Annotated in this window: 19 protein-coding genes, 1 tRNA gene, 1 pseudogene and 1 other annotated feature; of the genes and pseudogenes, 18 read left to right on the forward strand and 3 right to left on the reverse strand. The window is 42.3% G+C overall.

What is annotated here, in order from left to right; translation table 11 throughout:
- The first annotated feature begins 71 nt into the window (after positions 1-71).
- The 4 genes and pseudogenes from AC4CV5_RS11770 (at position 72) to AC4CV5_RS11785 (ending at position 4,316) form a co-directional block, all read left to right on the forward strand.
- Positions 72-1,502 carry a class I SAM-dependent DNA methyltransferase gene (locus AC4CV5_RS11770; RefSeq protein ID WP_490922844.1) on the forward strand — a complete coding sequence of 477 codons (1,431 nt, stop codon included), beginning with the start codon at positions 72-74 and terminating at the stop codon, positions 1,500-1,502.
- The gene (locus AC4CV5_RS11775) at positions 1,499-2,821 is read left to right on the forward strand and encodes a restriction endonuclease subunit S (RefSeq protein ID WP_490922845.1); all 1,323 of its coding nucleotides are present in this window, start codon (positions 1,499-1,501) and stop codon (positions 2,819-2,821) included. The genes AC4CV5_RS11770 and AC4CV5_RS11775 overlap by 4 nt, the downstream gene beginning before the upstream one ends.
- A 291-nt stretch (positions 2,822-3,112) precedes the next feature.
- Positions 3,113-3,710 (forward strand): annotated as a pseudogene (locus tag AC4CV5_RS11780) (recombinase family protein).
- A 514-nt stretch (positions 3,711-4,224) separates the two neighbouring features.
- Positions 4,225-4,316: transfer RNA gene (locus AC4CV5_RS11785), tRNA-Arg, on the forward strand.
- 58 nt (positions 4,317-4,374) lie between these two features.
- Here AC4CV5_RS11785 and AC4CV5_RS11790 read toward each other — a convergent pair.
- Positions 4,375-5,199: a YsnF/AvaK domain-containing protein gene (locus AC4CV5_RS11790; RefSeq protein WP_490922846.1), complete on the reverse strand. Its 825-nt coding sequence runs from the start codon at positions 5,197-5,199 to the stop codon at positions 4,375-4,377.
- Positions 5,200-5,417: 218 nt separating this feature from the next.
- Here AC4CV5_RS11790 and AC4CV5_RS11795 point away from each other — a divergent pair, with 218 nt between their 5' ends.
- The gene (locus AC4CV5_RS11795; RefSeq protein WP_490922847.1) at positions 5,418-6,725 is read left to right on the forward strand and encodes a Kelch repeat-containing protein; all 1,308 of its coding nucleotides are present in this window, start codon (positions 5,418-5,420) and stop codon (positions 6,723-6,725) included.
- A gap of 129 nt (positions 6,726-6,854) precedes the next feature.
- On the opposite strand, the gene AC4CV5_RS11800 is transcribed toward AC4CV5_RS11795, so the two are convergent.
- Together AC4CV5_RS11800 and cotQ are read right to left on the reverse strand one after the other, a co-directional pair.
- Complete coding sequence (locus AC4CV5_RS11800) at positions 6,855-7,310, reverse strand: GNAT family N-acetyltransferase (protein WP_490922848.1); 456 nt, start codon at positions 7,308-7,310, stop codon at positions 6,855-6,857.
- Between the two features lie 197 nt (positions 7,311-7,507).
- Positions 7,508-7,831, reverse strand: coding sequence for an inner spore coat protein CotQ (cotQ, locus tag AC4CV5_RS11805; RefSeq protein WP_166849941.1), 324 nt, complete (start codon positions 7,829-7,831; stop codon positions 7,508-7,510).
- 446 nt (positions 7,832-8,277) lie between these two features.
- Positions 8,278-8,525 (forward strand) — a binding site (T-box leader).
- A gap of 122 nt (positions 8,526-8,647) precedes the next feature.
- Here cotQ and ilvB point away from each other — a divergent pair.
- The 13 genes from ilvB to yihA all read left to right on the forward strand — a co-directional run bounded on the left by ilvB (position 8,648) and on the right by yihA (position 25,742).
- Positions 8,648-10,372: an acetolactate synthase large subunit gene (gene ilvB, locus AC4CV5_RS11810; protein WP_222143287.1), complete on the forward strand. Its 1,725-nt coding sequence runs from the start codon at positions 8,648-8,650 to the stop codon at positions 10,370-10,372.
- Positions 10,369-10,887: an acetolactate synthase small subunit gene (ilvN, locus tag AC4CV5_RS11815; protein WP_166849947.1), complete on the forward strand. Its 519-nt coding sequence runs from the start codon at positions 10,369-10,371 to the stop codon at positions 10,885-10,887. The genes ilvB and ilvN overlap by 4 nt, the downstream gene beginning before the upstream one ends.
- A 23-nt stretch (positions 10,888-10,910) precedes the next feature.
- Positions 10,911-11,939, forward strand: coding sequence for a ketol-acid reductoisomerase (gene ilvC / locus AC4CV5_RS11820; RefSeq protein WP_003222549.1), 1,029 nt, complete (start codon positions 10,911-10,913; stop codon positions 11,937-11,939).
- The gene (locus tag AC4CV5_RS11825) at positions 11,926-13,482 is read left to right on the forward strand and encodes a 2-isopropylmalate synthase (protein ID WP_166849949.1); all 1,557 of its coding nucleotides are present in this window, start codon (positions 11,926-11,928) and stop codon (positions 13,480-13,482) included. The genes ilvC and AC4CV5_RS11825 overlap by 14 nt, the downstream gene beginning before the upstream one ends.
- Positions 13,483-13,502: 20 nt before the next feature.
- A complete protein-coding gene (gene leuB, locus AC4CV5_RS11830) occupies positions 13,503-14,600 on the forward strand; it encodes a 3-isopropylmalate dehydrogenase (RefSeq protein ID WP_456520408.1) in 1,098 nt (365 codons plus the stop codon).
- 51 nt (positions 14,601-14,651) lie between these two features.
- Complete coding sequence (gene leuC / locus AC4CV5_RS11835; RefSeq protein ID WP_490922850.1) at positions 14,652-16,070, forward strand: 3-isopropylmalate dehydratase large subunit; 1,419 nt, start codon at positions 14,652-14,654, stop codon at positions 16,068-16,070.
- A gap of 12 nt (positions 16,071-16,082) precedes the next feature.
- Positions 16,083-16,682, forward strand: coding sequence for a 3-isopropylmalate dehydratase small subunit (gene leuD, locus AC4CV5_RS11840; RefSeq protein ID WP_166849959.1), 600 nt, complete (start codon positions 16,083-16,085; stop codon positions 16,680-16,682).
- A gap of 118 nt (positions 16,683-16,800) precedes the next feature.
- A complete protein-coding gene (gene ddcA, locus AC4CV5_RS11845; protein WP_373923747.1) occupies positions 16,801-17,805 on the forward strand; it encodes a DNA damage checkpoint antagonist DdcA in 1,005 nt (334 codons plus the stop codon).
- A 227-nt stretch (positions 17,806-18,032) separates the two neighbouring features.
- Positions 18,033-19,307, forward strand: a complete 1,275-nt coding sequence (gene tig, locus AC4CV5_RS11850; RefSeq protein WP_166849965.1) for a trigger factor — start codon at positions 18,033-18,035, stop codon at positions 19,305-19,307.
- A gap of 271 nt (positions 19,308-19,578) precedes the next feature.
- The gene (gene clpX / locus AC4CV5_RS11855) at positions 19,579-20,841 is read left to right on the forward strand and encodes an ATP-dependent protease ATP-binding subunit ClpX (RefSeq protein WP_490922851.1); all 1,263 of its coding nucleotides are present in this window, start codon (positions 19,579-19,581) and stop codon (positions 20,839-20,841) included.
- Between the two features lie 153 nt (positions 20,842-20,994).
- The gene (gene lonB / locus AC4CV5_RS11860) at positions 20,995-22,653 is read left to right on the forward strand and encodes an ATP-dependent protease LonB (RefSeq protein ID WP_166849971.1); all 1,659 of its coding nucleotides are present in this window, start codon (positions 20,995-20,997) and stop codon (positions 22,651-22,653) included.
- Between the two features lie 180 nt (positions 22,654-22,833).
- The gene (gene lon / locus AC4CV5_RS11865) at positions 22,834-25,158 is read left to right on the forward strand and encodes an endopeptidase La (protein ID WP_166849974.1); all 2,325 of its coding nucleotides are present in this window, start codon (positions 22,834-22,836) and stop codon (positions 25,156-25,158) included.
- The gene (gene yihA / locus AC4CV5_RS11870) at positions 25,155-25,742 is read left to right on the forward strand and encodes a ribosome biogenesis GTP-binding protein YihA/YsxC (protein ID WP_166849977.1); all 588 of its coding nucleotides are present in this window, start codon (positions 25,155-25,157) and stop codon (positions 25,740-25,742) included. Before lon ends, yihA begins: the two co-directional genes overlap by 4 nt.
- Positions 25,743-25,905: the final 163 nt, after the last annotated feature.

Below are 25,905 nucleotides of genomic sequence, written 5' to 3' on the forward strand. Positions count from 1 at the left end.
AAAAGGTTCGCTTTCAACTAAAAATCATCAAATTTGATTTAATAGATAGAAGATTTCCAGGAGGAAAAAAGATGAATAACCAAGAAATCGTTCAAAAATTATGGAATTTATGCAATGTGCTTCGTGATGACGGTATTACATATCAACAATATGTCACGGAGTTAACCTATATTTTATTTTTAAAAATGATGAAAGAACAGCAAACAGAAAATGTAATACCCGAAGGATATAGATGGGATGATTTGCTAGAAAAAGAAGGAGTAGAACTCAAAACATTTTATCAACATCTTTTAATTAAGCTGGGTAATAGCGAGAATGCTCAATTGCGTCAAATTTACACTGATGCTGCTACAAGTATTACAGAACCCAAGAACTTAGAGAAAATTCTGAAGACCATTGATGGCCTTGATTGGTACAACGCAAAAGAAGAAGGTTTAGGTAATTTATATGAAGGCTTGTTAGAAAAAAACGCAAGCGAAACAAAATCAGGTGCTGGTCAATACTTTACGCCGCGTGTATTAATTGATGTAATGGTGCAACTGATTGACCCTAAACCTGGAGAAAAATGCAATGACCCTGCAGCTGGTACATTCGGTTTTATGATTGCGGCAGACCAGTATTTGAAAAATAAGACAGATAACTATTATGATTTAGATCCACAACTGGGCGTTTTCCAAAAGAAAGAAGCGTTTACTGGAATGGAACTCGTCACAGGGACTCATCGTCTTGCTCTAATGAATGCATTACTTCATGATATCGAAGGGCGACTGGAACAAGGAGATTCGTTATCTAGTAATGGAAAGTGGATGAAAAACTTTGATGTCATTTTAACCAATCCACCATTTGGGACAAAAAAAGGTGGAGAGAGTGTCTCGCGTGATGACCTGACGTTTGAAACTTCCAATAAACAGCTGAATTTTCTACAGTTAATTTATAACGCTTTAAAAGACGATGGTCATGCACGGGCAGCAGTTGTATTACCTGATAATGTCTTGTTTGAAAGCGGGGTTGGTGCACAGATTCGCCGTGATTTAATGAATAAATGCAATCTGCATACAATCTTACGCTTACCAACGGGGATTTTCTATGCCCAAGGTGTGAAAACTAACGTCTTATTTTTCACAAGAGGAAAAACAGACCAAGATAATACAAAGGATGTTTGGGTATATGATCTCCGCACCAATATGACGTCATTCGGAAAACGGAATCAGCTAACAATGGCACACTTTGAACACTTCATGAAAGCATATGTAGCAGAAGACCGCTCAAAAGTAGAAGATAAGCGTTGGAATGTGTTTACAAGAGGGGACATTGCAAAAAAAGGGGATAGTTTAGATATCGGTTTGATTGCAGATGAATCACTATCTTCTTATGAAAACTTACCAGATCCAATTGAATCAGCAGAAGGAGCAATTGTAAAGCTTCAGCAGGCTATGGGGTTATTAAATGAGGTAGTGGAAGAGTTGCGTGCTGTTGAAGAGGATGAGGTGGTCAAAAAGTGACTAAGAGAAAGAAGACTGTTAATGAATTGTTGGAAGAAGCACTTTTTGTAGAGGATGAACAACCATTCCAAGTACCTGAGAATTGGGTTTGGGTAACTTTAAAAGATGTTTGTAAGATAAATATGGGACAGTCGCCTAAAGGTGAATATACTACTGATGATTCAAACAATATACCTTTAATAGGTGGTCCAGCAGACATGGGAGCAACATATCCAAATGCTAAAAGATATACAATTAAGCCCACAAAATTATCTGAAAATGGTGAGTTAATTGTATCTGTTAGAGCAACTTTAGGAAAAACAAATATCGCAGATGGACAATATTGTCTTGGACGTGGTGTAGCAGGAATAAAATCAAATATCATAGATATCAGGTTGTTAAGGTATTACTTTGAAACAATTAAGTCACATCTTTATTCGGTTAGCACAGGAACTACTTTTCAACAAATATCTAGGAAGAATATTGAAAGTATTGCATTTCCGCTTTTACCTTTAAATGAACAAAAACGAATTGCTGACAAAGTAGAGCGGCTTTTAAGTAAAATTGATGAAGCAAAGCAGTTGATTGAAGAAGCGAAGGAAACGTTTGAACTTCGTCGGGCATCGATTATAAGAACTATTTTAAAAGAAGAATTAAGTAATGGTAAACTTCCTACAGGTTGGAGAAATATAAAGGTTAAGGATTTGTTTACCATTTTTGGAGGTGGAACTCCAAGTAAGGCAAAAGAAGAGTATTGGAATGGAAGAATACCATGGATTTCTGCTAAAGATATGAAGACCACTTTTATCTCAAAGACAATGGATTACATTACTGAGGAAGGTCTAAACAACTCATCAGCGAAGCTTGCAAAAAGAGGTTCAGTCGCAATGGTTGTAAGGAGTGGTATTTTGCAAAGAACGCTCCCAGTTGCATTTTTACTCTCAGAATGTACAGTTAATCAAGATTTGAAGGTATTCGATTCTGGAGATGAATTAATAAATAAGTACTTCTTATGGTATGTAAAAGGAAATGAAAGGAACTTGTTACATAACTATTCAAAATCTGGAACTACTGTTAATAGTATTGAATTTGAAAAGTTTAAGTCCCATGAAATCTTATTGCCGCCTATGGACGTACTAAAGCAGAAAATAGATAAAATTGAAAATGTAATTGAAAAGGAAAAAAGTGCAAACGTTATGCTAAACTTAGCAAACTCAATCGATGAATTGAAATCTTCTATCCTTTCCAAAGCTTTTCGAGGTGAACTCGGAACGAACGACCCAAGTGAAGAAAATGCGGTTGAATTGTTAAAAGAAGTGCTACAAGAACAAGTGAAATAGTTATAAGAAGGCATCCAAATTAGTTGGGTGTCTTTTATGGTTGCATACATGTCAAGTTGTGGGATAGGGTATGTTGGTGTCTTGGTTTGATACAGAAACCACCCTCATTCACAAACTGACAATCGGTAAAATTCCGACACGACTCAGATTCTCAATGTGATTTAACATGGTAAAGTAATAAGAGTTGCAGTGAAACCCTATTCGAGTTCGATAATAATATCGATAGCAGAGGGTGTAGACTTATAAGTGATATCAAAGAAAAGATACCGATGCCTCAAGGTGGAATCAATTATGGACAACAAAGAATTTGGATACGTTAGAGTAAGCAGCAAAGACCAAAATGAAGCACGACAACTGAATAGTATGTATGCTCTTGGAATTGATGAGCGCGATATTCATATCGATAAGCAAAGCGGGAAAGACTTCAATAGAACTCAATACCAAGCTTTGAAATTGCGTTTGCGAAAAGGAGATACGTTATACATACATTCATTAGATAGGCTAGGTCGTAACAAAGAGGTGATTTTAAACGAGTGGAAAGATATCAAACAGAACATCAAAGTACATATTGTTGAAATGGATATGCCATTGTTGGATACACGGAAATACAATGACTCATCGGTTCTTACATGGCTTACTTGATGTTACAGGTATTATCGTGGGTTGCTGAAGAAGAGAAGGATAGCTGTAGCTAAGGCACAGGGCAAACACCTTGGAAGACCTAAAAACAACTATTACAACTGAGTTTGAGCAGGCTTATAAACAATGGAAAGCAGGAGAAATTACAGCGGTTGAAGCATTGAAGAAATCAAGTATGACTAAGGCTACATTCTATCGCAGGGTTAAGGAATATGAAGCAAGTAAAAGATTCCTATCACTTCTCTCTTAAGAATATGGGGGATGTGTCTACATTTTCACTGGGACATGAAAGGGATAAACCTATAGTCGGTTCATCCACACACCATGAAAGAATTAACTTGTCGAAACGAATCTAATTCTAGTCCATCTCAAATTACATTATTTTAAATGATCAATCCCTATCCTGTTCTTTGTTACAGTCTGGACATTTCCATTTAATAATCCTATCAGCTTCTAATGCTTACACCGATTTTTCGTGTGAAATGGGCAGAACCATATACTTTCTGCGATTCTTTAGGAATAGGTTCTCCTTGTAAATCAGCTTTACAATATGGACAACATTCTTTGTTATCTCTCATGAAACCACTCCTTTAAATAAATACCTTTGCGTTTTAATATAGCAGATTTAAGTACAACTGTATTACCTTTTCAATAGGGTTGTTTTCTACTATATGAATGCTTGAATTGTAAAGCATAAGCAAATATAATAGAAAATTAAGTCAATCGGTCAAAGTTCGGAAAGTGACCGTTATACATGAACGTGAACGAATAGCGATATAAAAAGGATGGAAGCTGGATAGAGCAACGGCCTTCTAAGCCGTCGGTCGGGAGTTCGAATCTCTCCTGGGACGTACCAAAAGAAAAACCTCAAATCCATTTAGGATTTGAGGTTTTTTGTTGTCAGCTTATGATTTTCATTTGTTATTTAACGGATCATCATCCAAGCCGTCAACTTTTCCTTCTTTATTCATCCGTGGCTCTTCTTTCTTCACAGTTTCAGAAATATGTTCATTTTCTTCAACAGTGCGTTTACCGACAACCACTTCATCAGTGACAACCGGTTTTTTAGTCACTTCCAGCTTTTCCTCAACGATTGGAACTCTGATCTCTTCCGAATCATTGACGGGAGAAGCGTCCGCTTTATTTTCATCCACTGGGCGGCGTTCGACATAAATTTCATCGTGTCTCACCGGGATGTCCATATCTCTTTGTTCTGTTTTCACTTCTTTTCCTATCTCTACTTCGCCGGTTTGAACGTCTTCCTTATCGACTTTCAGCTGTTCTTCCCGGAGCGGCATTGTTTTTTCTTCTTTCGTTGTAAAATCCGCCACTTCATTTGTGCTTGAAAAACCGCCTGAGAGGGCATTGCCGTTATTTATCGGAGCATTTACATCTGCATCTGTATCGACGGCTACCAGAAGTTTCCCGTCATCCAAATCCTCTTGATACTTGTCTATTTCATCGGTTTTAATATCCAAATCGGATAATGCTTTGTTGTGTGTAGCAGTATCATCCATTGTGAAATAATCTTTCAGTTTATCGAAAAAAGATTCCGAATCGCCTTCATGTGCATCGATGGCTTGATTGACTTCTGTTCCTGTGCGTGATTCCAGATAATCTGTATCTTGCCGGCTTGTCACAACAGAAATGTCATCAGAATCATACCCTTTTGTTAATAAGCCTTCAATCGCTGCGATTGTTTCCTGCGGAGTTTCGTATACACCAACTATACTTTTCATATCAATCTCCTCCTTTAACAATTTTATATTTTATCGTTCATGTCGTTTGTAATTCCCGCTGCTCTTTAAAATAAACAAAATTGAAAACATCCGAGTTTTTTAGAGAAAAATTTAATTAGAATTTCCTGAAAAATGAATATAAAGGAAAAGATATGAAAAAATTCGTAGTCTTGCCGATATTTGTTATGTGAAACAATTAAATAAAGGAGTGTTTTCTTTTGAAAAAATGGTTCGTTGTTTGTTTCTTATGCGTTATTACGCTGTTTCAATCGCTCCAAACAGTTAGCGCGGAAACAGTTGAATGGAAAGAAAGAGCAGATTTGCCTGAGCCGCGTGTCGGCGCAAGCAGCGGTGTAGTAGATGGAAAGATATATGTGATAGGTGGCGGGACAGTAAAATCAGGTACTTATGGGAATCAAACGTTTGTCTACGATCCTAAAACAAATGAATGGACAAGAAAAGCCGACATGCCCACAGCGAGGGGGGGAGCTGCATCAGTTACTGTAGATGGGAAAATTTATGTCTTGGGCGGAATGTCAAACGATGGAGTTGTCAAGACAGTAGAAGTATATGATCCAAAAAAAGATACGTGGGAAAAATCGGATGATCTTCCTTTTGAAAGAAAGGTTCCAGCCTATCAAATATACGCTGAAGTTATAGGAAAGAAAATTTACGTGGTAGGCTTCGAAAATAGGTTTGATGGAACCACTTACAGTTATGATCTCGAAACAAAGAAATGGGAGAAAAAACAGACATTAAAAAATTATGAAGTAACTGGAGCTTCTACAGCAGTAATTGATAATAAACTATATTTACTTGGCGGAACGCATTATATTCCCCAAATCGTTTATGTTTATGATCCAGAAAAAGACACGTGGGTAAAAAATGGTACCGGATTCACAGCAGGGTATTATTCTGCTCTTGCTTACAAAGGAAAAATTCTGATGACTGGAGGTGTAAACCGAATTAAGGTGTACGATCCTAAAAGTCAATCAGCTACAGCAGTGACAAATCCGAAAGCACTCTACAGAATGGCGCATTCTTCTGCCATTATTGATGATACGCTTTACGTCATCGGTGGAAGGGAGGAGACATCAAGTTTTGTTGGTGGATATGCAAATTCTAAAATTAAATCAGTTATATCTATTTCGCTAAAGGATTTAAACATACCATCCGATTCGGAGGAGAATCCGGGAGATAAGGATAATGGATCAACAACCCCTTCTGAGGACAATTCAGGAGATAAAGACAAAGGATCAACAACCCCTTCTGAAGATAAATCAGCAGCAGAGGACGGAGACGCTCTTCTAGTTATCACAATGGTAAACGGTTTGCAAAAAGAATATCAGCTGTCCATGAAAGAAGTGAACGGATTCCTCAAATGGTACAAGCAGCGTGATGCTGGCGAGGGACCAGGCTTTTATGAAATAGATGAGCATGACAACAACAAAGGGCCTTTTGAAAGTAAAAAGGATTATGTTGTGTTTAAAAACATCTTGATGTACGAAGTAAATAAATATAAATAAACCATCCAAAAACCATCCAAAGCAATGCTGGATGGTTTTTGCTGACTTACTCTATTAAATTTTTAGAAGGGAAAACTGTAAGAGATAGACGGACCTTCCCCCTGCACTATCTATCCTCATAAAGCCGTCTCACAATACCTTCGTCATAAACACACTGTTCGGATCTTCAACATAGTCTGCAAACGGTTCACAGTACTGAAAACCGAAGCTTTCATACAATTTTCTTGCCGGTTCAAATGAAGCCATTGAACCCGTTTCTAAGCTTAACCGCTCATAGCCTCGCTTCCCAGCCTCCTCTATGATGTGCTGAAGAACTTGTTTGGCAACGCCTTTTCTTAAATGGGATGCAGATGTTCGCATTGATTTGATTTCTCCATGTCGGCTGTCCACTTCTTTAAGTGCTCCGCAGCCGGCTAGTTCATCACCTTCCCATGCGCTCCAAAATGTTATTTCAGGCTCTCGAAGCCTTTCTAAACCTAAGGCGTGAATGCTTTCGGGCGGGGACATGAGTGTCATGCTATGTAGGTGCTCCTTCACAAGTGAGATCACCTGATGTCCAGTTACATCATCTATTTTTATATACAATTCTATTTCCTCCTCAGAGCTTGTAGGTTTGCAGAACATATTTTCATTTCATGTTAATCATATTTCGTTCTGTTTTCCAAATATAAAGACAGAAAATCTGACAGTATGGATTATTCTACAGAATGATATGCTCTGAAAAAGAAATTTTAAAGCAAAAAAAGAGGCCGAATTTAAATGTTCGGCCTCTGTGGTAATCTTTAATACCGAAACCCTCCGTGTGCGCCTGCTCCACCGAATCCGCCGGCGTGTGTCGCCGGGATACTGAAACCTCCGCCATGGCCGCTATAGCCGGTCCCTGCAAATTGCTGCCCATAAAATCCTGAAGCAAATGGATAGGAGGAGTACATAGCAGAGGGAGTGCTTATCGGGCTGTATGCCTGGCTGTATGGCTGACCGTATCCATAGCCTCCAAATGGCTGATGGCTTTGCTGGTAAAAGGCAGGGGCAGTAGGATAATACGGTTGCGGAAAGTTGGGAAAGTGTGTGGGGAATCCTTGCATATCAGCTAATGATTTATTCATTGTATCACCTTTTCTTTGCAAGATACCATCACTGTATGCCGGGGGAATAACGGAAGTGCCTATCCGAATTGAATTGGTTTGCAAGGTCATCTGTCAGACTGCAATTTATATCCCAATGATAGAATGTTATAAAATATGACATGTTTATATGAAATTGAAAAATTCTGGTGTATCTTTGATAGATTAATAAAAAAATTATAAAAACTTTTAACATTTGCAATTCCTTATGCGCCAATAATGAAAGCGTATACAATATAGATTGATTAATCAAAATTGTCTAATAATTTTAAAAAATGCTGTTGACACTGCGTCCAAAGCGGCGTAATATGAGTTCAACAAAAGATAAACGCAAGCTTCACAAGCGAAAATCATCGCAATATGATTCTGAAAAATTAAAAAACAAATGACCTCCTTGAACAGCTCCAAGCTGTTCCGGAGACTGAATATGAAAAGCGCAGATGAGGATAAGTAGCCTTGATAAAGCTTTCCACAGAGAACCGGGTTAGCTGAGAACCGGCGAAGCTTTACAAGGTGAACTCGCCTCAGAGTGCCAGTCTGAAATGATAGTAGGACTTGGCCGGGTGAACTTGATTCACTCGTTATTAAAGCGGATAGAAATATCCATGAGACGGCCGATTTAACGGGCCGTAAACAAGGGTGGTACCGCGGAAAGAAGAGCCTTTTCGCCCCTTTTAGCTATCGCATTTACTGCGCGGCTGATTGTGGGCGGAAGGGCTTTTTTTATTGAATAATCAGCTATCAAGCTAATAAAAAGATTGATCTTTAGAGGATGAGAATCCAAAAGGAGGAACTAAAATGGGGACTAATGTACAGGTGGATTCAGCATCTGCCAAATGTACACAGACGATGAGCGGAGCATTAATGCTGATTGAATCATTAAAAAAAGAGAAAGTAGAAATGATTTTCGGTTATCCGGGCGGGGCTGTGCTTCCGATTTACGATAAGCTCTACAATTCAGGGATGGTACATATCCTTCCCCGTCACGAACAAGGTGCGATCCATGCAGCGGAAGGATACGCAAGAGTATCTGGAAAACCGGGTGTCGTCATCGCCACGTCAGGCCCGGGAGCGACAAACCTTGTTACAGGCCTTGCGGATGCCATGATTGATTCATTGCCTTTAGTCGTCTTTACAGGGCAGGTCGCAACATCAGTGATCGGGAGCGATGCATTTCAGGAAGCGGACATTTTAGGGATTACGATGCCGATCACAAAACACAGCTACCAGGTTCGCCAGCCGGAAGATCTGCCCCGTATCATTAAAGAAGCGTTCCATATTGCAACAACTGGAAGGCCCGGACCTGTATTGATTGATATTCCGAAAGATGTAGCAACAATTGAAGGAGAATTCAGTTACGATCATGAGATGAATCTCCCGGGCTACCAGCCGACAACAGAGCCGAATTATTTGCAGATCCGCAAGCTTGTGGAAGCTGTAAGCAGCGCAAAGAAACCGGTGATCCTGGCGGGTGCGGGCGTACTGCATGGAAAAGCGTCAGAAGAATTAAAAAATTATGCCGAACAGCAGCAAATCCCTGTGGCACACACCCTATTGGGGCTCGGAGGCTTTCCGGCCGACCATCCGCTTTTCTTAGGGATGGCGGGAATGCACGGCACATATACAGCCAATATGGCCCTTCATGATTGTGATCTTTTAATTAGTATCGGCGCCCGTTTTGATGACCGCGTCACAGGAAACCTGAAGCACTTTGCAAGAAACGCAAAGATTGCCCACATCGATATTGATCCTGCTGAAATTGGAAAGATCATGAAAACACAGATTCCTGTAGTCGGAGACAGCAAAATTGTCCTGCAGGAGCTGATCAAACAAGACGGTAAACAAAGCGATTCAAGCGAATGGAAAAAACAGCTTGCAGAATGGAAAGAAGAGTACCCGCTCTGGTATGTAGATAATGAAGAAGAAGGCTTTAAACCGCAGAAATTGATTGAATATATTCATCAATTTACAAAAGGGGAGGCCATTGTCGCAACGGATGTCGGCCAGCATCAAATGTGGTCAGCGCAATTTTATCCGTTTCAAAAAGCAGATAAATGGGTCACATCTGGCGGACTTGGAACGATGGGATTCGGCCTTCCGGCAGCGATTGGCGCACAGCTTGCAGATAAAGATGCTACTGTAGTTGCGGTGCTTGGAGATGGCGGTTTTCAAATGACGCTCCAAGAACTAGATGTCATTCGCGAATTGAATCTTCCGGTCAAAGTCGTGATTTTAAATAACGCTTGTCTCGGCATGGTCAGACAGTGGCAGGAAATTTTCTATGAAGAACGTTATTCAGAATCTAAATTCGCTTCTCAGCCTGACTTTGTCAAATTGTCAGAGGCATACGGCATTAAAGGAATGAGAATTTCATCAGAAGCGGAAGCGAAAGAAAAGCTGGAAGAGGCATTAACATCAAAAGAACCGGTTGTCATTGACGTGCGGGTTGCCAGCGAAGAAAAAGTATTCCCGATGGTGGCTCCGGGGAAAGGGCTGCATGAAATGGTGGGGGTGAAACCTTGAAAAGAATTATCACATTGACTGTGGTGAACCGTTCCGGCGTATTAAACCGGATCACCGGTCTATTCACAAAAAGACATTACAACATTGAAAGCATTACAGTTGGACACACAGAAACAACCGGCATTTCCAGAATCACCTTTGTCGTTCACGTTGAAGGAGAAAATGATGTTGAACAGCTGACAAAGCAGCTCAACAAACAGATTGATGTGCTGAAAGTCACGGACATCACTAATCAATCGATTGTCCAGAGGGAGCTGGCCTTAATTAAGGTCGTATCCGCACCGTCAACGAGATCAGAGATTAATGGAATCATAGAACCGTTCAGAGCCTCTGTCGTTGATGTCAGCAGAGACAGCATCGTTGTTCAGGTAACAGGCGAATCTAACAAAATTGAAGCGCTTATTGAATTGTTAAAACCTTATGGCATTAAAGAAATCGCGAGAACAGGTACAACGGCTTTTGCGAGGGGTACCCAGCAAAAGGCGTCATCCAATAAAACAATATCTATTGTATAAAACATAACAAGGGAGAGATTGAAATGGTAAAAGTATATTATAACGGTGATATCAAAGAGAACGTATTGGCAGGAAAAACAGTAGCGGTTATCGGATACGGATCGCAGGGTCACGCGCATGCCCTGAACCTTAAAGAAAGCGGAGTTGACGTTATCGTCGGTGTTAGACAAGGGAAATCTTTCACTCAAGCCCAAGAAGACGGACATAAAGTATTTTCAGTAAAAGAAGCGGCAGCTCAAGCCGAAATCATCATGGTTCTGCTTCCGGATGAGCAGCAGCAAAAAGTATACGAAGCTGAAATTAAAGATGAATTGACAGCTGGAAAATCCTTGGTGTTCGCTCACGGATTTAACGTTCATTTCCATCAAATTGTTCCTCCGGCGGATGTAGATGTATTCTTGGTAGCGCCTAAAGGCCCGGGACACTTGGTAAGAAGAACATATGAGCAAGGAGCTGGCGTACCGGCATTGTTCGCGATCTATCAAGATGTGACTGGAGAAGCAAGAGACAAAGCCCTCGCATATGCAAAAGGAATCGGCGGTGCTAGAGCGGGCGTTTTGGAAACGACATTTAAAGAAGAAACAGAAACAGATTTGTTCGGTGAGCAAGCCGTTCTATGCGGAGGATTAAGCGCGCTTGTTAAAGCAGGATTTGAAACATTAACTGAAGCAGGTTATCAGCCTGAACTTGCATACTTTGAGTGTCTTCACGAGCTGAAATTAATCGTAGACCTTATGTACGAAGAAGGACTTGCGGGTATGAGATATTCAATCTCTGACACAGCACAGTGGGGAGATTTCGTATCAGGACCTCGTGTTGTTGACGCTAAAGTAAAAGAATCGATGAAAGAAGTATTAAAAGATATCCAAAATGGAACATTCGCAAAAGAGTGGATTGTTGAAAACCAAGTAAACCGTCCTCGTTTCAACGCCATCAATGCGAGCGAAAACGAACATCAAATCGAAGTTGTTGGAAGAAAGCTTCGTGAAATGATGCCGTTTGTGAAACAAGGCAAGAAAAAGGAAGCGGTGGTCTCCGTTGCGCAAAATTAATTTTTTCGACACGACGCTTCGTGATGGTGAACAGTCCCCTGGCGTAAACTTAAACACACAGGAGAAACTTGCCATAGCAAAGCAGCTCGAAAGACTCGGGGCAGATATCATTGAAGCGGGGTTTCCCGCTTCGTCCCGGGGTGACTTTTTAGCTGTTCAGGAAATCGCAAGAACCATTAAAAATTGTTCAGTAACTGGTCTTGCCCGCTGTGTAAAAGGTGATATTGATGCTGCTTGGGAAGCCTTAAAGGACGGTGCTCATCCGAGAATTCACGTATTTATCGCCACATCGGACATTCATTTGAAACACAAGCTGAAAATGACCCGTGAGCAAGTGATTGAAAGAGCGGTTGAAATGGTGAAATATGCAAAAGAGCGTTTTCCGGTTGTGCAATGGTCAGCTGAAGATGCCTGCCGCACTGAACTGCCGTTTTTAGCGGAAATCGTAGAGAAAGTCATTGACGCAGGCGCCAGTGTTATTAATCTTCCGGACACGGTCGGCTACTTGGCCCCGGCGGAATACGGAAATATCTTTAAATATATGAAGGAAAACGTTCCGAACATTCATCAAGCAAAGCTTTCAGCACACTGTCATGATGATTTGGGAATGGCAGTCGCAAACTCTCTTGCTGCAATTGAAAATGGCGCTGATCAAATCGAATGCGCTGTAAACGGAATCGGTGAAAGAGCCGGCAACGCAGCTTTAGAGGAAATTGCCGTTGCCCTCCATATCAGAAAAGATTTCTATCAAGTTGAAACAGGCATTACATTGAATGAGATTAAGCGAACGAGCGATTTAGTTAGCAAACTGACAGGCATGGCTGTTCCGCGCAACAAAGCGGTTGTGGGCGATAATGCATTTGCTCATGAATCAGGCATCCATCAGGATGGCTTCTTAAAAGAAAAATCGACTTATGAAATTATTTCACCGGAGCTTGTCGGTGTAACAGCAGATGCGCTTGTCCTAGGGAAACATTCCGGACGCCATGCATTTAAAGACCGGCTGACTGCTTTAGGATTCCAATTTGAAAGTGAAGAGATTAATAAATTTTTTACGATGTTCAAAGAGTTGACTGAGAAGAAAAAAGAAATCACTGATGAGGATCTTGTTTCTCTTATTTTAGAAGAAAAAGTAACAGACCGCAAGATTGGGTACGAATTTCTTTCCCTACAAGTGCATTACGGAACAAGTCAGGTTCCTACGGCTACACTTTCTTTGAAAAATCAAGAAAACGCAGAACTTATTCAAGAAGCGGCAACTGGAGCCGGAAGCGTGGAAGCCATCTACAACACGCTTGAGCGCTGCATCGATAAAGACGTGGAGCTCTTGGATTACCGCATTCAGTCCAATCGAAAAGGCGAAGACGCATTTGCCCAGGTGTATGTAAGAGTTTTGGTGAACGGAAAAGAATCAGCAGGGCGGGGCATAGCGCAAGACGTATTAGAAGCTTCAGCGAAAGCCTATTTGAACGCAGTCAACCGTCAATTGGTTTTCCAGTCGAATATGAGCGGACTTAAAAATCATACAGCTGTCGGATCATAAGAGAAAGGAGAAAGGTTAACTTGAAGAAACGTATTGCTCTATTGCCCGGAGACGGGATCGGCCCTGAAGTATTAGAATCAGCGACAGACGTGCTGAAAAGTGTTGCCGAACGCTTTAACCATGAATTTGAATTTGAATATAGCCTGATTGGAGGGGCGGCGATTGATGAACATAACAACCCCCTCCCGGAGGAAACCGTTGCCGCTTGTAAAAATGCCGACGCTATATTGCTTGGCGCTGTCGGTGGACCGAAATGGGATCAAAATCCTTCGGAGCTAAGACCGGAAAAAGGGCTGCTCAGCATCAGAAAACAGCTCGATTTGTTTGCGAACCTGCGGCCTGTGAAGGTGTTTGAAAGTCTTTCTGACGCTTCACCTTTGAAAAAAGAATATATAGATAACGTTGATTTCGTTATCGTCCGTGAGCTGACAGGCGGCTTGTATTTCGGCCAGCCGAGCAAACGCTATGTAAACACTGATGGTGAGCAGGAAGCAGTAGACACACTGTTTTATAAGCGGACAGAAATTGAACGCGTGATCAGAGAGAGTTTTAAAATGGCGGCAGCCAGAAAAGGCAAAGTGACCTCTGTTGATAAAGCGAACGTTCTTGAATCAAGCAGACTGTGGCGCGAAGTGGCTGAGGACGTTGCAAAAGACTTTCCTGATGTGAAGCTGGAGCACATGCTTGTGGATAACGCGGCCATGCAGCTGATTTATGCACCGAATCAATTTGATGTTGTGGTGACTGAAAACATGTTCGGTGATATTTTAAGCGATGAAGCGTCCATGCTTACAGGCTCACTCGGAATGCTCCCGTCAGCCAGCCTATCAAGCTCAGGTCTTCATCTGTTTGAGCCTGTTCATGGCTCCGCGCCTGACATAGCCGGTAAAGGGATGGCAAATCCGTTCGCGGCCATATTGTCAGCGGCAATGCTTTTGAGAACATCTTTCGGGCTTGAAGAGGAAGCGAAAGCGGTAGAAGATGCGGTTAACAAAGTCTTGGCTTCCGGAAAGAGAACAAGAGACTTGGCACGAGGCGAAGAGTTCAGCAGCACTCAGGCCATTACAGAGGAAGTTAAGGCAGCAATCATGAGTGAAAATACAATTTCTAATGTGTGACGGCTTACGTTAAAGCGGTTTTAGTTCATAGGTAGAGGGAGGAAGTAAAAGATGATGCCTCGAACGATCATCGAAAAGATTTGGGATCAGCATATTGTAAAACATGGTGAGGGAAAACCGGATCTTCTCTATATTGATTTGCATCTTATCCATGAGGTCACGTCTCCTCAGGCATTTGAAGGGTTGAGACAAAAGGGAAGAAAGGTCAGAAGACCTCAAAACACATTTGCGACAATGGACCACAACATCCCGACCGTCAATCGTTTTGAGATAAAGGATGAAGTGGCGAAACGCCAAGTGACGGCGCTTGAACGAAACTGTGAAGAATTTGGCGTGCGCCTTGCCGATCTTCACAGTGTGGATCAAGGGATTGTCCATGTCGTCGGCCCTGAACTGGGCTTGACGCTTCCGGGGAAAACGATTGTATGCGGCGACAGCCATACATCAACCCATGGCGCATTCGGGGCTCTTGCGTTCGGAATCGGGACGAGTGAAGTTGAACATGTCCTTTCCACACAGACACTTTGGCAGCAGCGACCGAAAACACTTGAAGTGCGCGTAGACGGCACGCTTCAAAAAGGGGTAACGGCAAAGGATGTCATTCTTGCAGTCATCGGCAAATACGGAGTGAAATTCGGCACTGGCTACGTCATTGAATACACTGGGGAAGTATTCAGAAATATGACGATGGACGAACGAATGACCGTATGCAATATGTCAATTGAAGCAGGAGCTAGAGCTGGTTTGATTGCACCTGACGAGGTGACATTTGAATATTGCAAAAACCGCAAGTACACGCCAAAAGGCGAAGAGTTTGATAAGGCTGTAGAGGAATGGAGGGCGTTGCGCACAGATCCGGGCGCTGTTTACGATAAATCTATCGTCCTTGACGGCAACGACATTTCTCCTATGGTGACATGGGGCATCAACCCGGGAATGGTTCTTCCGGTTGATTCTGAAGTTCCTGCACCGGAAAGCTTCTCCGCAGAAGATGACAAAAAAGAAGCGATTCGCGCTTATGAATATATGGGGTTGACCCCTCATCAGAAAATTGAAGACATTAAAGTGGAGCATGTATTTATCGGTTCCTGCACAAATTCCCGCATGACTGACCTTCGCCAGGCTGCTGATATGATCAAAGGGAAGAAGGTAGCTGATAGCGTTAGAGCCATCGTTGTTCCCGGATCTCAAAGCGTGAAGCTTCAGGCTGAAAAAGAAGGGCTTGACCAGATTTTTTTGGAAGCTGGATTTGAATGGAGAGAGTCAGGCTGCAGCATGTGTTTAAGCATGAATAATGATGTTGTTCCCGAGGGAGAGCGTTGTGCGTCAACCTCTAACCGCAACTTTGAGGGCAGACAAGGAAAAGGTGCAAGGACACATCTCGTCAGCCCGGCGATGGCTGCGATGGCCGCCATTCACGGACACTTTATTGATGTCAGAAAGTTTTATCAGGAAAAAACAGTTGTGTAAGGAGTGCGCGAGATGGAACCTTTGAAAACACATACGGGGAAAGCAGCCGTACTAAATCGAATCAATGTTGACACAGATCAGATTATTCCTAAACAATTTTTGAAGAGGATTGAAAGAACAGGCTACGGCCGTTTTGCATTCTTTGACTGGAGATATGATGCAAAAGGTGAGCCGAACCCTGAATTTGAATTAAACCAGCCTGTTTATCAAGGCGCTTCCATTTTAATAGCAGGAGAAAACTTCGGCTGCGGGTCATCGCGTGAACACGCTCCGTGGGCGCTTGATGATTATGGGTTTAAAATTATCATTGCGCCGTCATTTGCGGATATTTTCCACCAGAACTGTTTTAAAAACGGTATGCTGCCGATCCGCATGCCATATGACAATTGGAAAAAGCTTGTCGGTCAGTATGAAAACCAGTCATTGGAAATGACTGTTAACCTTGAAAATCAGCTAATTCATGACAGTGAAGGCAATCAAATTTCATTCGAAGTTGATCCGCATTGGAAAGAGATGCTCATCAATGGCTATGATGAAATTTCATTAACGCTTCTGCTTGAAGATGAAATCAAGCAATTTGAATCACAAAGAAGCTCTTGGCTTCAAGCCTAAAAAAGCTGCCGGCATTTGTCCGGCGGCTTTTTTTGCCTGGTGAAACCTTTCATTTCTTGTTTTTGTTCACAGGTGTTGATACACTTGAACAAAATAAATGCCTGAAAGGAATATAGGTATGACGCATGACAAGAAGAACGCAAAAATTATTCCTTTTCCTCATCTGAAAGACCGTCTTGTGGAAAAAGGGATGTCATCACTAAAGGAAAAAAAGTATCAAGAGGCACTTGAGCTGTTTTCAGAAGCCATGAAATATGATGATACTGAATCCGATCTTCACTTAGGGATGGCCATCTGTTTTTTGGAGATGGGCGAATTGGAAGAGGCAAAAAGCGTCTGCGAGAAGATGCTAAAAGAAGGCTATGGCCATTATTTTACGGTGTTGCAGGTGTACATGACCATCTTAATTCAGCTCAAAAAATACGAAGAAGTCAAAAGCACCATTGAAGCCGTTTTGGAAGAAAATCAGCTTCCTGCGGAAAGTGCCGAGCAATTTTATAAGCTGCTTGATTTCAGCCGAAAAATGACCGATCCGGAACGTGAGGACGAGGCTTGGGCCGAGGAATATGAGGATACAATTGATACTGAGAAAGTGCTGGCAAGCCCTGAGGAGCAAATGAATTTAATTCATTCCTTAAAAGACCGCAATGTAGCGAAGTATACAGGCCTGCTCAAAACAATTCTTCAAGACCCCTCAGCTCACCCGATTATCAAAACGATGATTGTGATGCTATTGGCTGAGCACGAGTACAGCAAACCCGTACACGTTACTAAATTTGGCGAATCGTTGACAATTGAACCGTCTGAGATTGTCCCGCCTGATGCCGCTCCGATTTTACACCGTGTTCTTCGGGTGCTGGATGAGACGCTTGGAAATGAAAATCCAACCTTATATGCGGCAGTAGAAGAACTGTGGAGAAGGCATTTATACGTTTTATATCCGTTCCAGCCGAAATTGCTGTCAGCCGATCTTTGGGCGGCCGCCCTGCATAAAGTCGGTTACGAGATGCACGGGATTGAAATTGAAAGAGAAGAGCTTCATATGATGTACGAGTTTACTGACAGAGAACTCGATGAAGCTTGTACGATGATAAAAGATATTGAAGAAATTTCTTATTTGTAAATCGCGCCATATAGTTGAAAGCGCTATGTGTTATGTTATAATATAATGGTTGTATTTGTGTATAACGGGTTATAAGAAATACGGTTGGACAGGCTTTGCAGTTCATTATTAACATTTATACATAATGATTCTGATCTTTGGCAGCTTTGTTTTTGTTGGACGAAGCCGAATGATTGCTTTAGAATGGAAGACCGACACAACCTGAATAGATTTTTGGAGGGAAACACATGTCTGTAAAATGGGAAAAACAAGAAGGCAACGAAGGCGTTTTAACGGTTGAAGTTGATGCTGAAACGTTTAAAACAGCACTTGATGATGCATTTAAAAAAGTAGTAAAACAAGTTTCGATTCCTGGATTCCGTAAAGGTAAAATTCCTCGCGGATTATTCGAACAGCGCTTTGGCGTAGAAGCTCTTTACCAAGATGCTTTGGATATTCTTCTTCCTGTAGAATACCCTAAAGCGGTTGAAGAAGCTGGAATCGAGCCTGTAGATCGTCCTGAAATCGATGTTGAAAAAATCGAAAAAGGCGAAAGCTTAATCTTCACAGCGAAAGTAACTGTCAAACCTGAAGTGAAGCTTGGCGAATACAAAGGTCTGGGCGTTGAAAAAGACGATGCAACTGTAACTGACGAAGATGTTCAAAACGAACTAAAAGCGCTTCAAGAACGTCAAGCTGAGCTTGTTGTGAAAGAAGAAGGCGCTGTTGAAGAAGGAAACACAGTTGTTCTTGATTTCGAAGGATTCGTTGACGGCGAAGCATTCGAAGGCGGAAAAGCTGAAAACTACTCTCTTGAAGTAGGTTCTGGTTCATTCATCCCTGGTTTCGAAGAGCAGTTAGTTGGCCTTGAAGCAGGTGCTGAGAAGGATGTTGAAGTGACATTCCCTGAAGAGTATCACGCTGAAGAGCTTGCAGGCAAACCAGCTGTGTTCAAAGTGAAAGTTCACGAAATCAAAGCGAAAGAGCTTCCTGAGCTTGATGATGAATTTGCAAAAGATATCGATGAAGAAGTGGAAACACTTGCTGAACTAACTGAAAAAACAAAGAAACGTTTAGAAGAAGCGAAAGAAAACGAAGCTGACGCTAAATTGCGTGAAGAGCTTGTTCTGAAAGCTTCTGAAAATGCTGAAATCGATGTACCGCAAGCAATGGTCGACACTGAGCTTGACCGCATGCTGAAAGAATTCGAACAGCGTCTGCAAATGCAAGGCATGAACCTTGAGCTTTACACTCAATTCTCAGGCCAAGATGAAGCTGCGTTAAAAGAGCAAATGAAAGAAGATGCTGAAAAACGCGTAAAATCTAACCTGACTCTTGAGGCGATTGCGAAAGCGGAAAACCTTGAAGTATCAGATGAGGAAGTTGATGCTGAGCTTACTAAAATGGCTGAAGCATACAACATGCCTGTTGAAAACATTAAACAAGCCATCGGTTCTACTGACGCGATGAAAGAAGATTTAAAAGTTCGCAAAGCGATTGATTTTCTTGTAGAAAACCGTTAATATGGTGCATAATAATAGTAATAATAAAACAGGGCGCGAATGATTCGTGCCTTGTTTTGTACAATTATGATTTATCTCTTTTTCTTGGGGCAAGATAGTTAATGCAGGGCTGTTTTTTGTCATACATATAGAATGTGCCAGTCAGAAACACATTGTTACCGTCTTTTTGGAAAGTATGGTAAAATGCAATACATACTCGTTCGTTTCAAGAATCATTTTCTTTTGCTCTGCCGGTAAAAGAAAAAGTGAGACAAGATTAAGGGGTGAAAGAATGTTTAAATTTAACGAGGAAAAAGGACAATTAAAATGCTCGTTCTGTGGAAAAACACAAGATCAGGTTCGTAAGCTTGTAGCTGGACCTGGTGTATATATATGTGACGAATGTATCGAACTCTGCACTGAAATTGTAGAGGAAGAACTCGGAACAGAAGAAGAAGTAGAATTTAAAGACGTACCGAAGCCTCAGGAAATCCGCGAAATTCTGAATGAATATGTCATCGGCCAGGATCAAGCGAAGAAATCACTCGCTGTTGCTGTGTATAACCACTATAAGCGCATTAACTCCAACAGCAAAGTTGATGATGTTGAGCTTTCGAAAAGTAATATTTCATTAATCGGCCCTACAGGAAGCGGTAAAACCCTTCTGGCGCAAACATTGGCTCGCATTTTAAATGTGCCGTTTGCGATTGCGGACGCTACGTCTTTGACTGAAGCTGGATACGTGGGTGAAGATGTAGAGAATATTCTCCTGAAGCTCATCCAAGCTGCTGATTACGATGTGGAAAAAGCAGAAAAAGGCATTATCTATATCGATGAAATCGATAAGGTGGCAAGAAAATCAGAAAACCCGTCTATTACACGTGACGTGTCAGGTGAAGGTGTACAGCAGGCATTGCTTAAAATTCTTGAGGGTACAGTGGCAAGTGTGCCGCCTCAAGGAGGACGTAAGCATCCTCATCAAGAATTCATTCAAATTGACACAACAAATATTTTGTTCATTTGCGGCGGTGCTTTCGATGGTATCGAACAAATCATCAAACGCCGTTTAGGCCAAAAAGTGATTGGATTTGGTGGGGACAATAAAGCTGCTGATCTTGAGAAAGAAGATCTTCTTTCAAAAGTGCTTCCTGAAGACTTGCTCCGCTTCGGGTTAATTCCTGAATTTATCGGACGTCTTCCGGTTATTGCAAGTCTTGAAAAGCTCGACGAAGAAGCGTTGGTTGCGATCTTAACAAAACCGAAAAACGCTCTTGTTAAGCAATTCAAGAAAATGCTTGAGCTTGACAATGTAGAGCTTGAGTTTGAAGAAGAAGCGCTTTCTGAAATTGCTAAAAAAGCAATTGAACGCAAGACTGGAGCACGTGGACTTCGTTCTATCATTGAAGGTATCATGCTTGATGTGATGTTTGAGCTGCCTTCTCGTGATGACATTGAAAAATGTGTGATTACCGGGGCAACTGTGACACATGGAGATCCACCTCGCCTCTTATTAAAAGATGGCACTGAGGTAAGCGAAGATAAAACATCTGCATAAAGATAAGCACAAACCTCCTGAATGGTGACATTCAGGAGGTTTTTTTGTTGCGCAATCTCTTCCGGAAAAACGTTTATTCCCGCCTTCTATGGGAGATACTAGCAATCAGAGGAATGAATTGGATACATAAATTGTTTTTCAGGAGGGACCATCATGAGTTGGACAGGGATCGCGTTATTTATTCAGCTGTTTTTCGGGATCATCATTGGTTTGTATTTTTGGAATTTGCTTAAAAATCAAAGGACACAAAAGGTCACGATAGATAAGGAATCAAAGAAGGAAATGGAGCAGCTTCGGAAAATGCGCGCCATCAGCTTGTCCGAGCCATTATCTGAGAAGGTCCGCCCCAAAAGCTTTCAAGATATCGTCGGACAGGAAGATGGCATTAAAGCTTTAAAGGCGGCTTTGTGCGGGCCGAATCCTCAGCATGTCATTGTCTACGGACCTCCGGGCGTCGGGAAAACAGCTGCTGCACGTCTTGTGTTAGAAGAAGCGAAAAAACATAAGCAATCGCCGTTTAAAGAGCAGGCTGTTTTTGTGGAACTTGATGCGACAACAGCACGTTTTGATGAAAGAGGAATTGCCGATCCGCTCATCGGCTCTGTCCATGACCCCATATACCAAGGGGCCGGAGCAATGGGACAGGCGGGGATACCGCAACCGAAGCAGGGAGCTGTTACCCATGCCCACGGCGGTGTGCTGTTTATTGACGAAATAGGGGAGCTGCATCCTATTCAAATGAATAAAATGCTGAAGGTCCTTGAGGACCGAAAAGTCTTTTTAGACAGTGCGTATTACAGCGAGGAAAACACACAAATTCCGAATCATATTCACGATATTTTTCAAAATGGCCTGCCGGCAGATTTTCGCCTGATTGGGGCGACGACAAGAATGCCGAACGAAATTCCTCCAGCTATCCGATCTCGCTGTTTAGAAGTGTTTTTCCGCGAGCTTGAAAAGGATGAGCTGAAAACAGTTGCCAAAACAGCAGCTGATAAAATTGAAAAAAACATTTCTAATGAGAGTCTGGATCTGTTGACCAGCTATACGCGGAACGGGCGCGAAGCCGTTAACATGATTCAAATCGCCGCGGGGATGGCTGTAACGGAGAATAGAAAAGACATTACGATTGAAGATATTGAATGGGTTATTCATTCCAGCCAGCTTACGCCGAAGCACGAGCAGAAAATCGGCGCTGAACCGCAAGTCGGCATTGTTAATGGGCTTGCAGTATATGGACCTAACAGCGGATCGCTTCTGGAAATCGAAGTGAGTGTAACCGCGGCTCAGGATAAAGGATCAATTAATATTACAGGGATAGCGGAGGAAGAAAGCATTGGCAGCCAATCAAAATCAATCCGGCGAAAAAGCATGGCGAAGGGTTCGGTTGAAAACGTGTTAACTGTGCTCAGGACAATGGGAATGAAGCCGTCTGATTATGATATTCACATCAATTTCCCAGGAGGGGTTCCGATTGACGGGCCGTCGGCAGGTATCGCGATGGCAGCGGGAATTTTCTCAGCGATTCACAAAATTCCAATTGACAATACCGTTGCCATGACGGGCGAAATCAGCCTGAACGGTCTTGTAAAACCCATTGGAGGCGTTATTCCGAAAATAAAAGCGGCCAAGCAGTCCGGTGCGAAAAAAGTGATTATCCCATATGAAAATCAGCAGGCGATCTTAAAGCAGATTGACGGAATCACGATTATTGCAGTGAAGACGTTCCAGGAAGTGCTTGATGAAATTTTAGTGAATCCGCCGACGGAACAAAAACCGTTTAATATTGAAATCAATAAAGAATCCGTTTAAACCCTATTTTTATAATAGGGTTTTTTTCATGAAGGACATCTTTTCCTTTTTCATATCAGAAAGAAAGGGTATACTACGAGGAGACTGTTTTATAGAAAATGGAACCATGCCGTTTATTGTACAAGGATGAAAAAGTTGTATTATAATGGTTCATACTAAAGTCACGGAGGTGTCAGTCACATGGCAGAAGAATTAAAACGCAGCATCCCGCTCCTCCCTTTAAGAGGTTTATTAGTGTACCCGACGATGGTTTTGCACTTAGATGTAGGACGTGACAAGTCGGTTCAGGCACTTGAACAGGCAATGATGCATGATCATATGATATTTTTAGCCACTCAGCAGGATATTTCGATAGACGAACCAGGTGAAGACGAGATTTTTAGTGTCGGCACTTATACAAAAATTAAGCAAATGCTGAAGCTTCCGAACGGTACGATTCGTGTGTTGGTTGAGGGCCTCAAGCGCGCCCAAATCGTCAAATACAATGAGCATGAGGATTACACGTCGGTCGACATTCAGCTGATTCATGAAGATGATTCAAAAGATACAGAAGACGAAGCATTGATGCGGACTTTGTTAGACCACTTTGATCAGTACATAAAAATTTCTAAAAAAATCTCGGCGGAAACTTACGCCGCGGTTACTGATATCGAAGAGCCAGGGAGAATGGCAGACATCGTTGCTTCTCACCTGCCCCTTAAGCTAAAGGATAAGCAGGATATCTTAGAAACAGCTGACGTCAAAGACAGACTGAACAAGGTCATTGATTTTATCAATAATGAAAAAGAAGTGCTGGAGATCGAGAAAAAAATCGGCCAGCGCGTCAAACGTTCGATGGAGCGTACGCAGAAGGAATACTACTTGCGTGAACAAATGAAGGCGATTCAAAAAGAGCTTGGCGATAAAGAAGGTAAAACAGGCGAAGTTCAGACGCTGACGGAAAAAATTGAAGAAGCAGGCATGCCTGACCGTGTGAAGGAAACCGCACTTAAGGAATTGAACAGATACGAAAAAATTCCATCAAGTTCTGCGGAAAGCTCAGTGATACGCAACTATATCGACTGGTTAATCGCTCTCCCGTGGACTGATGAGACAGATGATAAGCTTGATTTGAAAGAGGCAGGACGTCTCTTAGATGAAGAGCATCACGGACTTGAAAAAGTGAAAGAACGTATCTTAGAATATTTGGCTGTCCAAAAGTTGACAAAATCCCTGAAAGGCCCGATTCTCTGCTTGGCAGGACCTCCAGGTGTTGGGAAAACGTCTTTAGCAAAATCAATTGCAAAAAGCATGGGGCGGGAATTCGTCAGAATCTCACTCGGCGGAGTGCGTGACGAATCAGAGATCCGCGGACACAGACGGACCTATGTCGGAGCGATGCCTGGACGCATTATTCAAGGGATGAAAAAAGCCGGCAAGCTGAATCCGGTCTTCTTATTAGATGAAATTGATAAAATGTCATCTGATTTCAGAGGCGACCCGTCATCTGCTATGCTTGAAGTGCTTGATCCAGAGCAAAACAGCACCTTCAGTGATCACTATATTGAAGAAACCTTTGATTTATCAAAAGTGCTGTTTATTGCAACGGCAAACAATTTGGCTACAATCCCGGGTCCGCTCAGAGACAGAATGGAAATAATAAATATCGCGGGCTACACAGAAGTAGAAAAACTCGAAATCGTGAAAGACCACCTGCTTCCAAAGCAGGTCAAGGAACATGGGCTGAAGAAAAGCAACCTGCAGCTGCGTGACCAGGCGATTCTTGATATTATCCGCTACTATACGAGAGAAGCGGGTGTGAGAAGCCTTGAACGCCAGCTTGCCGCGATTTGCCGTAAGGCTGCAAAAGCCATTGTTGCTGAAGAGCGAAAACGGATTACGGTCACTGAGAAGAATCTTCAGGACTTTATCGGAAAACGCATTTTCAGATATGGACAAGCTGAAACAGAAGATCAGGTTGGTGTAGTTACAGGACTTGCATATACAACCGTCGGCGGAGATACGCTGTCGATTGAAGTATCGCTTTCTCCGGGGAAAGGGAAATTGATCCTGACAGGAAAGCTCGGAGATGTCATGAGAGAGTCAGCTCAGGCTGCATTCAGTTATGTGCGCTCAAAAACAGAAGAACTTGGCATTGAACCTGACTTTCATGAGAAGTATGATATTCATATACATGTACCTGAGGGTGCGGTGCCTAAAGATGGTCCGTCAGCCGGTATTACGATGGCGACAGCGCTTGTTTCAGCTTTAACGGGACGTGCGGTTTCGCGTAAAGTCGGCATGACCGGGGAAATCACGCTTCGCGGGCGCGTGCTGCCGATCGGCGGATTGAAGGAAAAAGCGCTTGGCGCACATAGAGCGGGATTAACGACCATTATTGCGCCTAAAGAGAATGAAAAAGATATAGAGGATATTCCGGAAAGCGTCAGAGAGGGCCTGACATTTATATTGGCGTCCCACTTAGACGAAGTTTTGGAACATGCCTTAGTAGGAGAGAAGAAATGAAAGTCACAAAGTCAGAAATCGTGATCAGTGCAGTTAAGCCGGAACAGTACCCTGAAGGCGGGCTTCCGGAAATTGCACTGGCCGGAAGATCAAACGTGGGAAAATCGTCTTTTATCAATTCATTAATCAATCGCAAAAATCTTGCGAGAACGTCATCTAAACCTGGAAAAACACAAACGCTGAATTTCTACATTATCAATGATGAGCTGCATTTTGTGGATGTACCGGGTTACGGTTTTGCCAAAGTGTCAAAATCCGAGCGTGAAGCTTGGGGCAGAATGATTGAAACCTACATCACGTCACGCGAGGAATTGAAAGCAGTGGTGCAGATCGTTGATTTGCGGCATGCGCCGTCTAATGATGATGTGCAGATGTATGAATTCTTAAAGTATTACGGCATTCCTGTGATTATTATCGCGACAAAGGCAGATAAGATCCCGAAAGGAAAATGGGACAAACACGCGAAGGTTGTCCGACAGACATTAAATATTGATCCGGAAGACGAGCTGATTCTCTTCTCCTCAGAAACGAAAAAGGGGAAAGACGAAGCTTGGGGAGCGATCAAAAAAATGATAAACCGGTAGAGAAACTCTCTGCCGGTTTTAAATTGTTGAAAAATCCTAAAACGATTTTAGTTTTAGGATTTTGTCATCTTTTTTCAGTGTGATTGAAAACCTTTGAAGTCTAGGGAAGGCAAGCATTGGAGCGGAGCGAATGTTCTAATTCGTGAGCACCGACGCGCAGGCT

This window comes from Bacillus sp. NS1 (assembly GCF_058248265.1).

Bases quoted from the DNA above. Each gene is read 5' to 3' on its own strand.
- AC4CV5_RS11770 (WP_490922844.1), top strand. From the start codon at position 72: ATGAATAACCAAGAAATCGTTCAAAAATTATGGAATTTATGCAATGTG.
- AC4CV5_RS11790 (WP_490922846.1), bottom strand. From the start codon at position 5,199: ATGAAAAGTATAGTTGGTGTATACGAAACTCCGCAGGAAACAATCGCA.
- cotQ (WP_166849941.1), bottom strand. From the start codon at position 7,831: ATGAATAAATCATTAGCTGATATGCAAGGATTCCCCACACACTTTCCC.
- ilvB (WP_222143287.1), top strand. From the start codon at position 8,648: ATGGGGACTAATGTACAGGTGGATTCAGCATCTGCCAAATGTACACAG.
- ilvC (WP_003222549.1), top strand. From the start codon at position 10,911: ATGGTAAAAGTATATTATAACGGTGATATCAAAGAGAACGTATTGGCA.
- leuC (WP_490922850.1), top strand. From the start codon at position 14,652: ATGATGCCTCGAACGATCATCGAAAAGATTTGGGATCAGCATATTGTA.
- leuD (WP_166849959.1), top strand. From the start codon at position 16,083: ATGGAACCTTTGAAAACACATACGGGGAAAGCAGCCGTACTAAATCGA.
- ddcA (WP_373923747.1), top strand. From the start codon at position 16,801: ATGACGCATGACAAGAAGAACGCAAAAATTATTCCTTTTCCTCATCTG.
- tig (WP_166849965.1), top strand. From the start codon at position 18,033: ATGTCTGTAAAATGGGAAAAACAAGAAGGCAACGAAGGCGTTTTAACG.
- clpX (WP_490922851.1), top strand. From the start codon at position 19,579: ATGTTTAAATTTAACGAGGAAAAAGGACAATTAAAATGCTCGTTCTGT.
- lonB (WP_166849971.1), top strand. From the start codon at position 20,995: ATGAGTTGGACAGGGATCGCGTTATTTATTCAGCTGTTTTTCGGGATC.
- lon (WP_166849974.1), top strand. From the start codon at position 22,834: ATGGCAGAAGAATTAAAACGCAGCATCCCGCTCCTCCCTTTAAGAGGT.
- yihA (WP_166849977.1), top strand. From the start codon at position 25,155: ATGAAAGTCACAAAGTCAGAAATCGTGATCAGTGCAGTTAAGCCGGAA.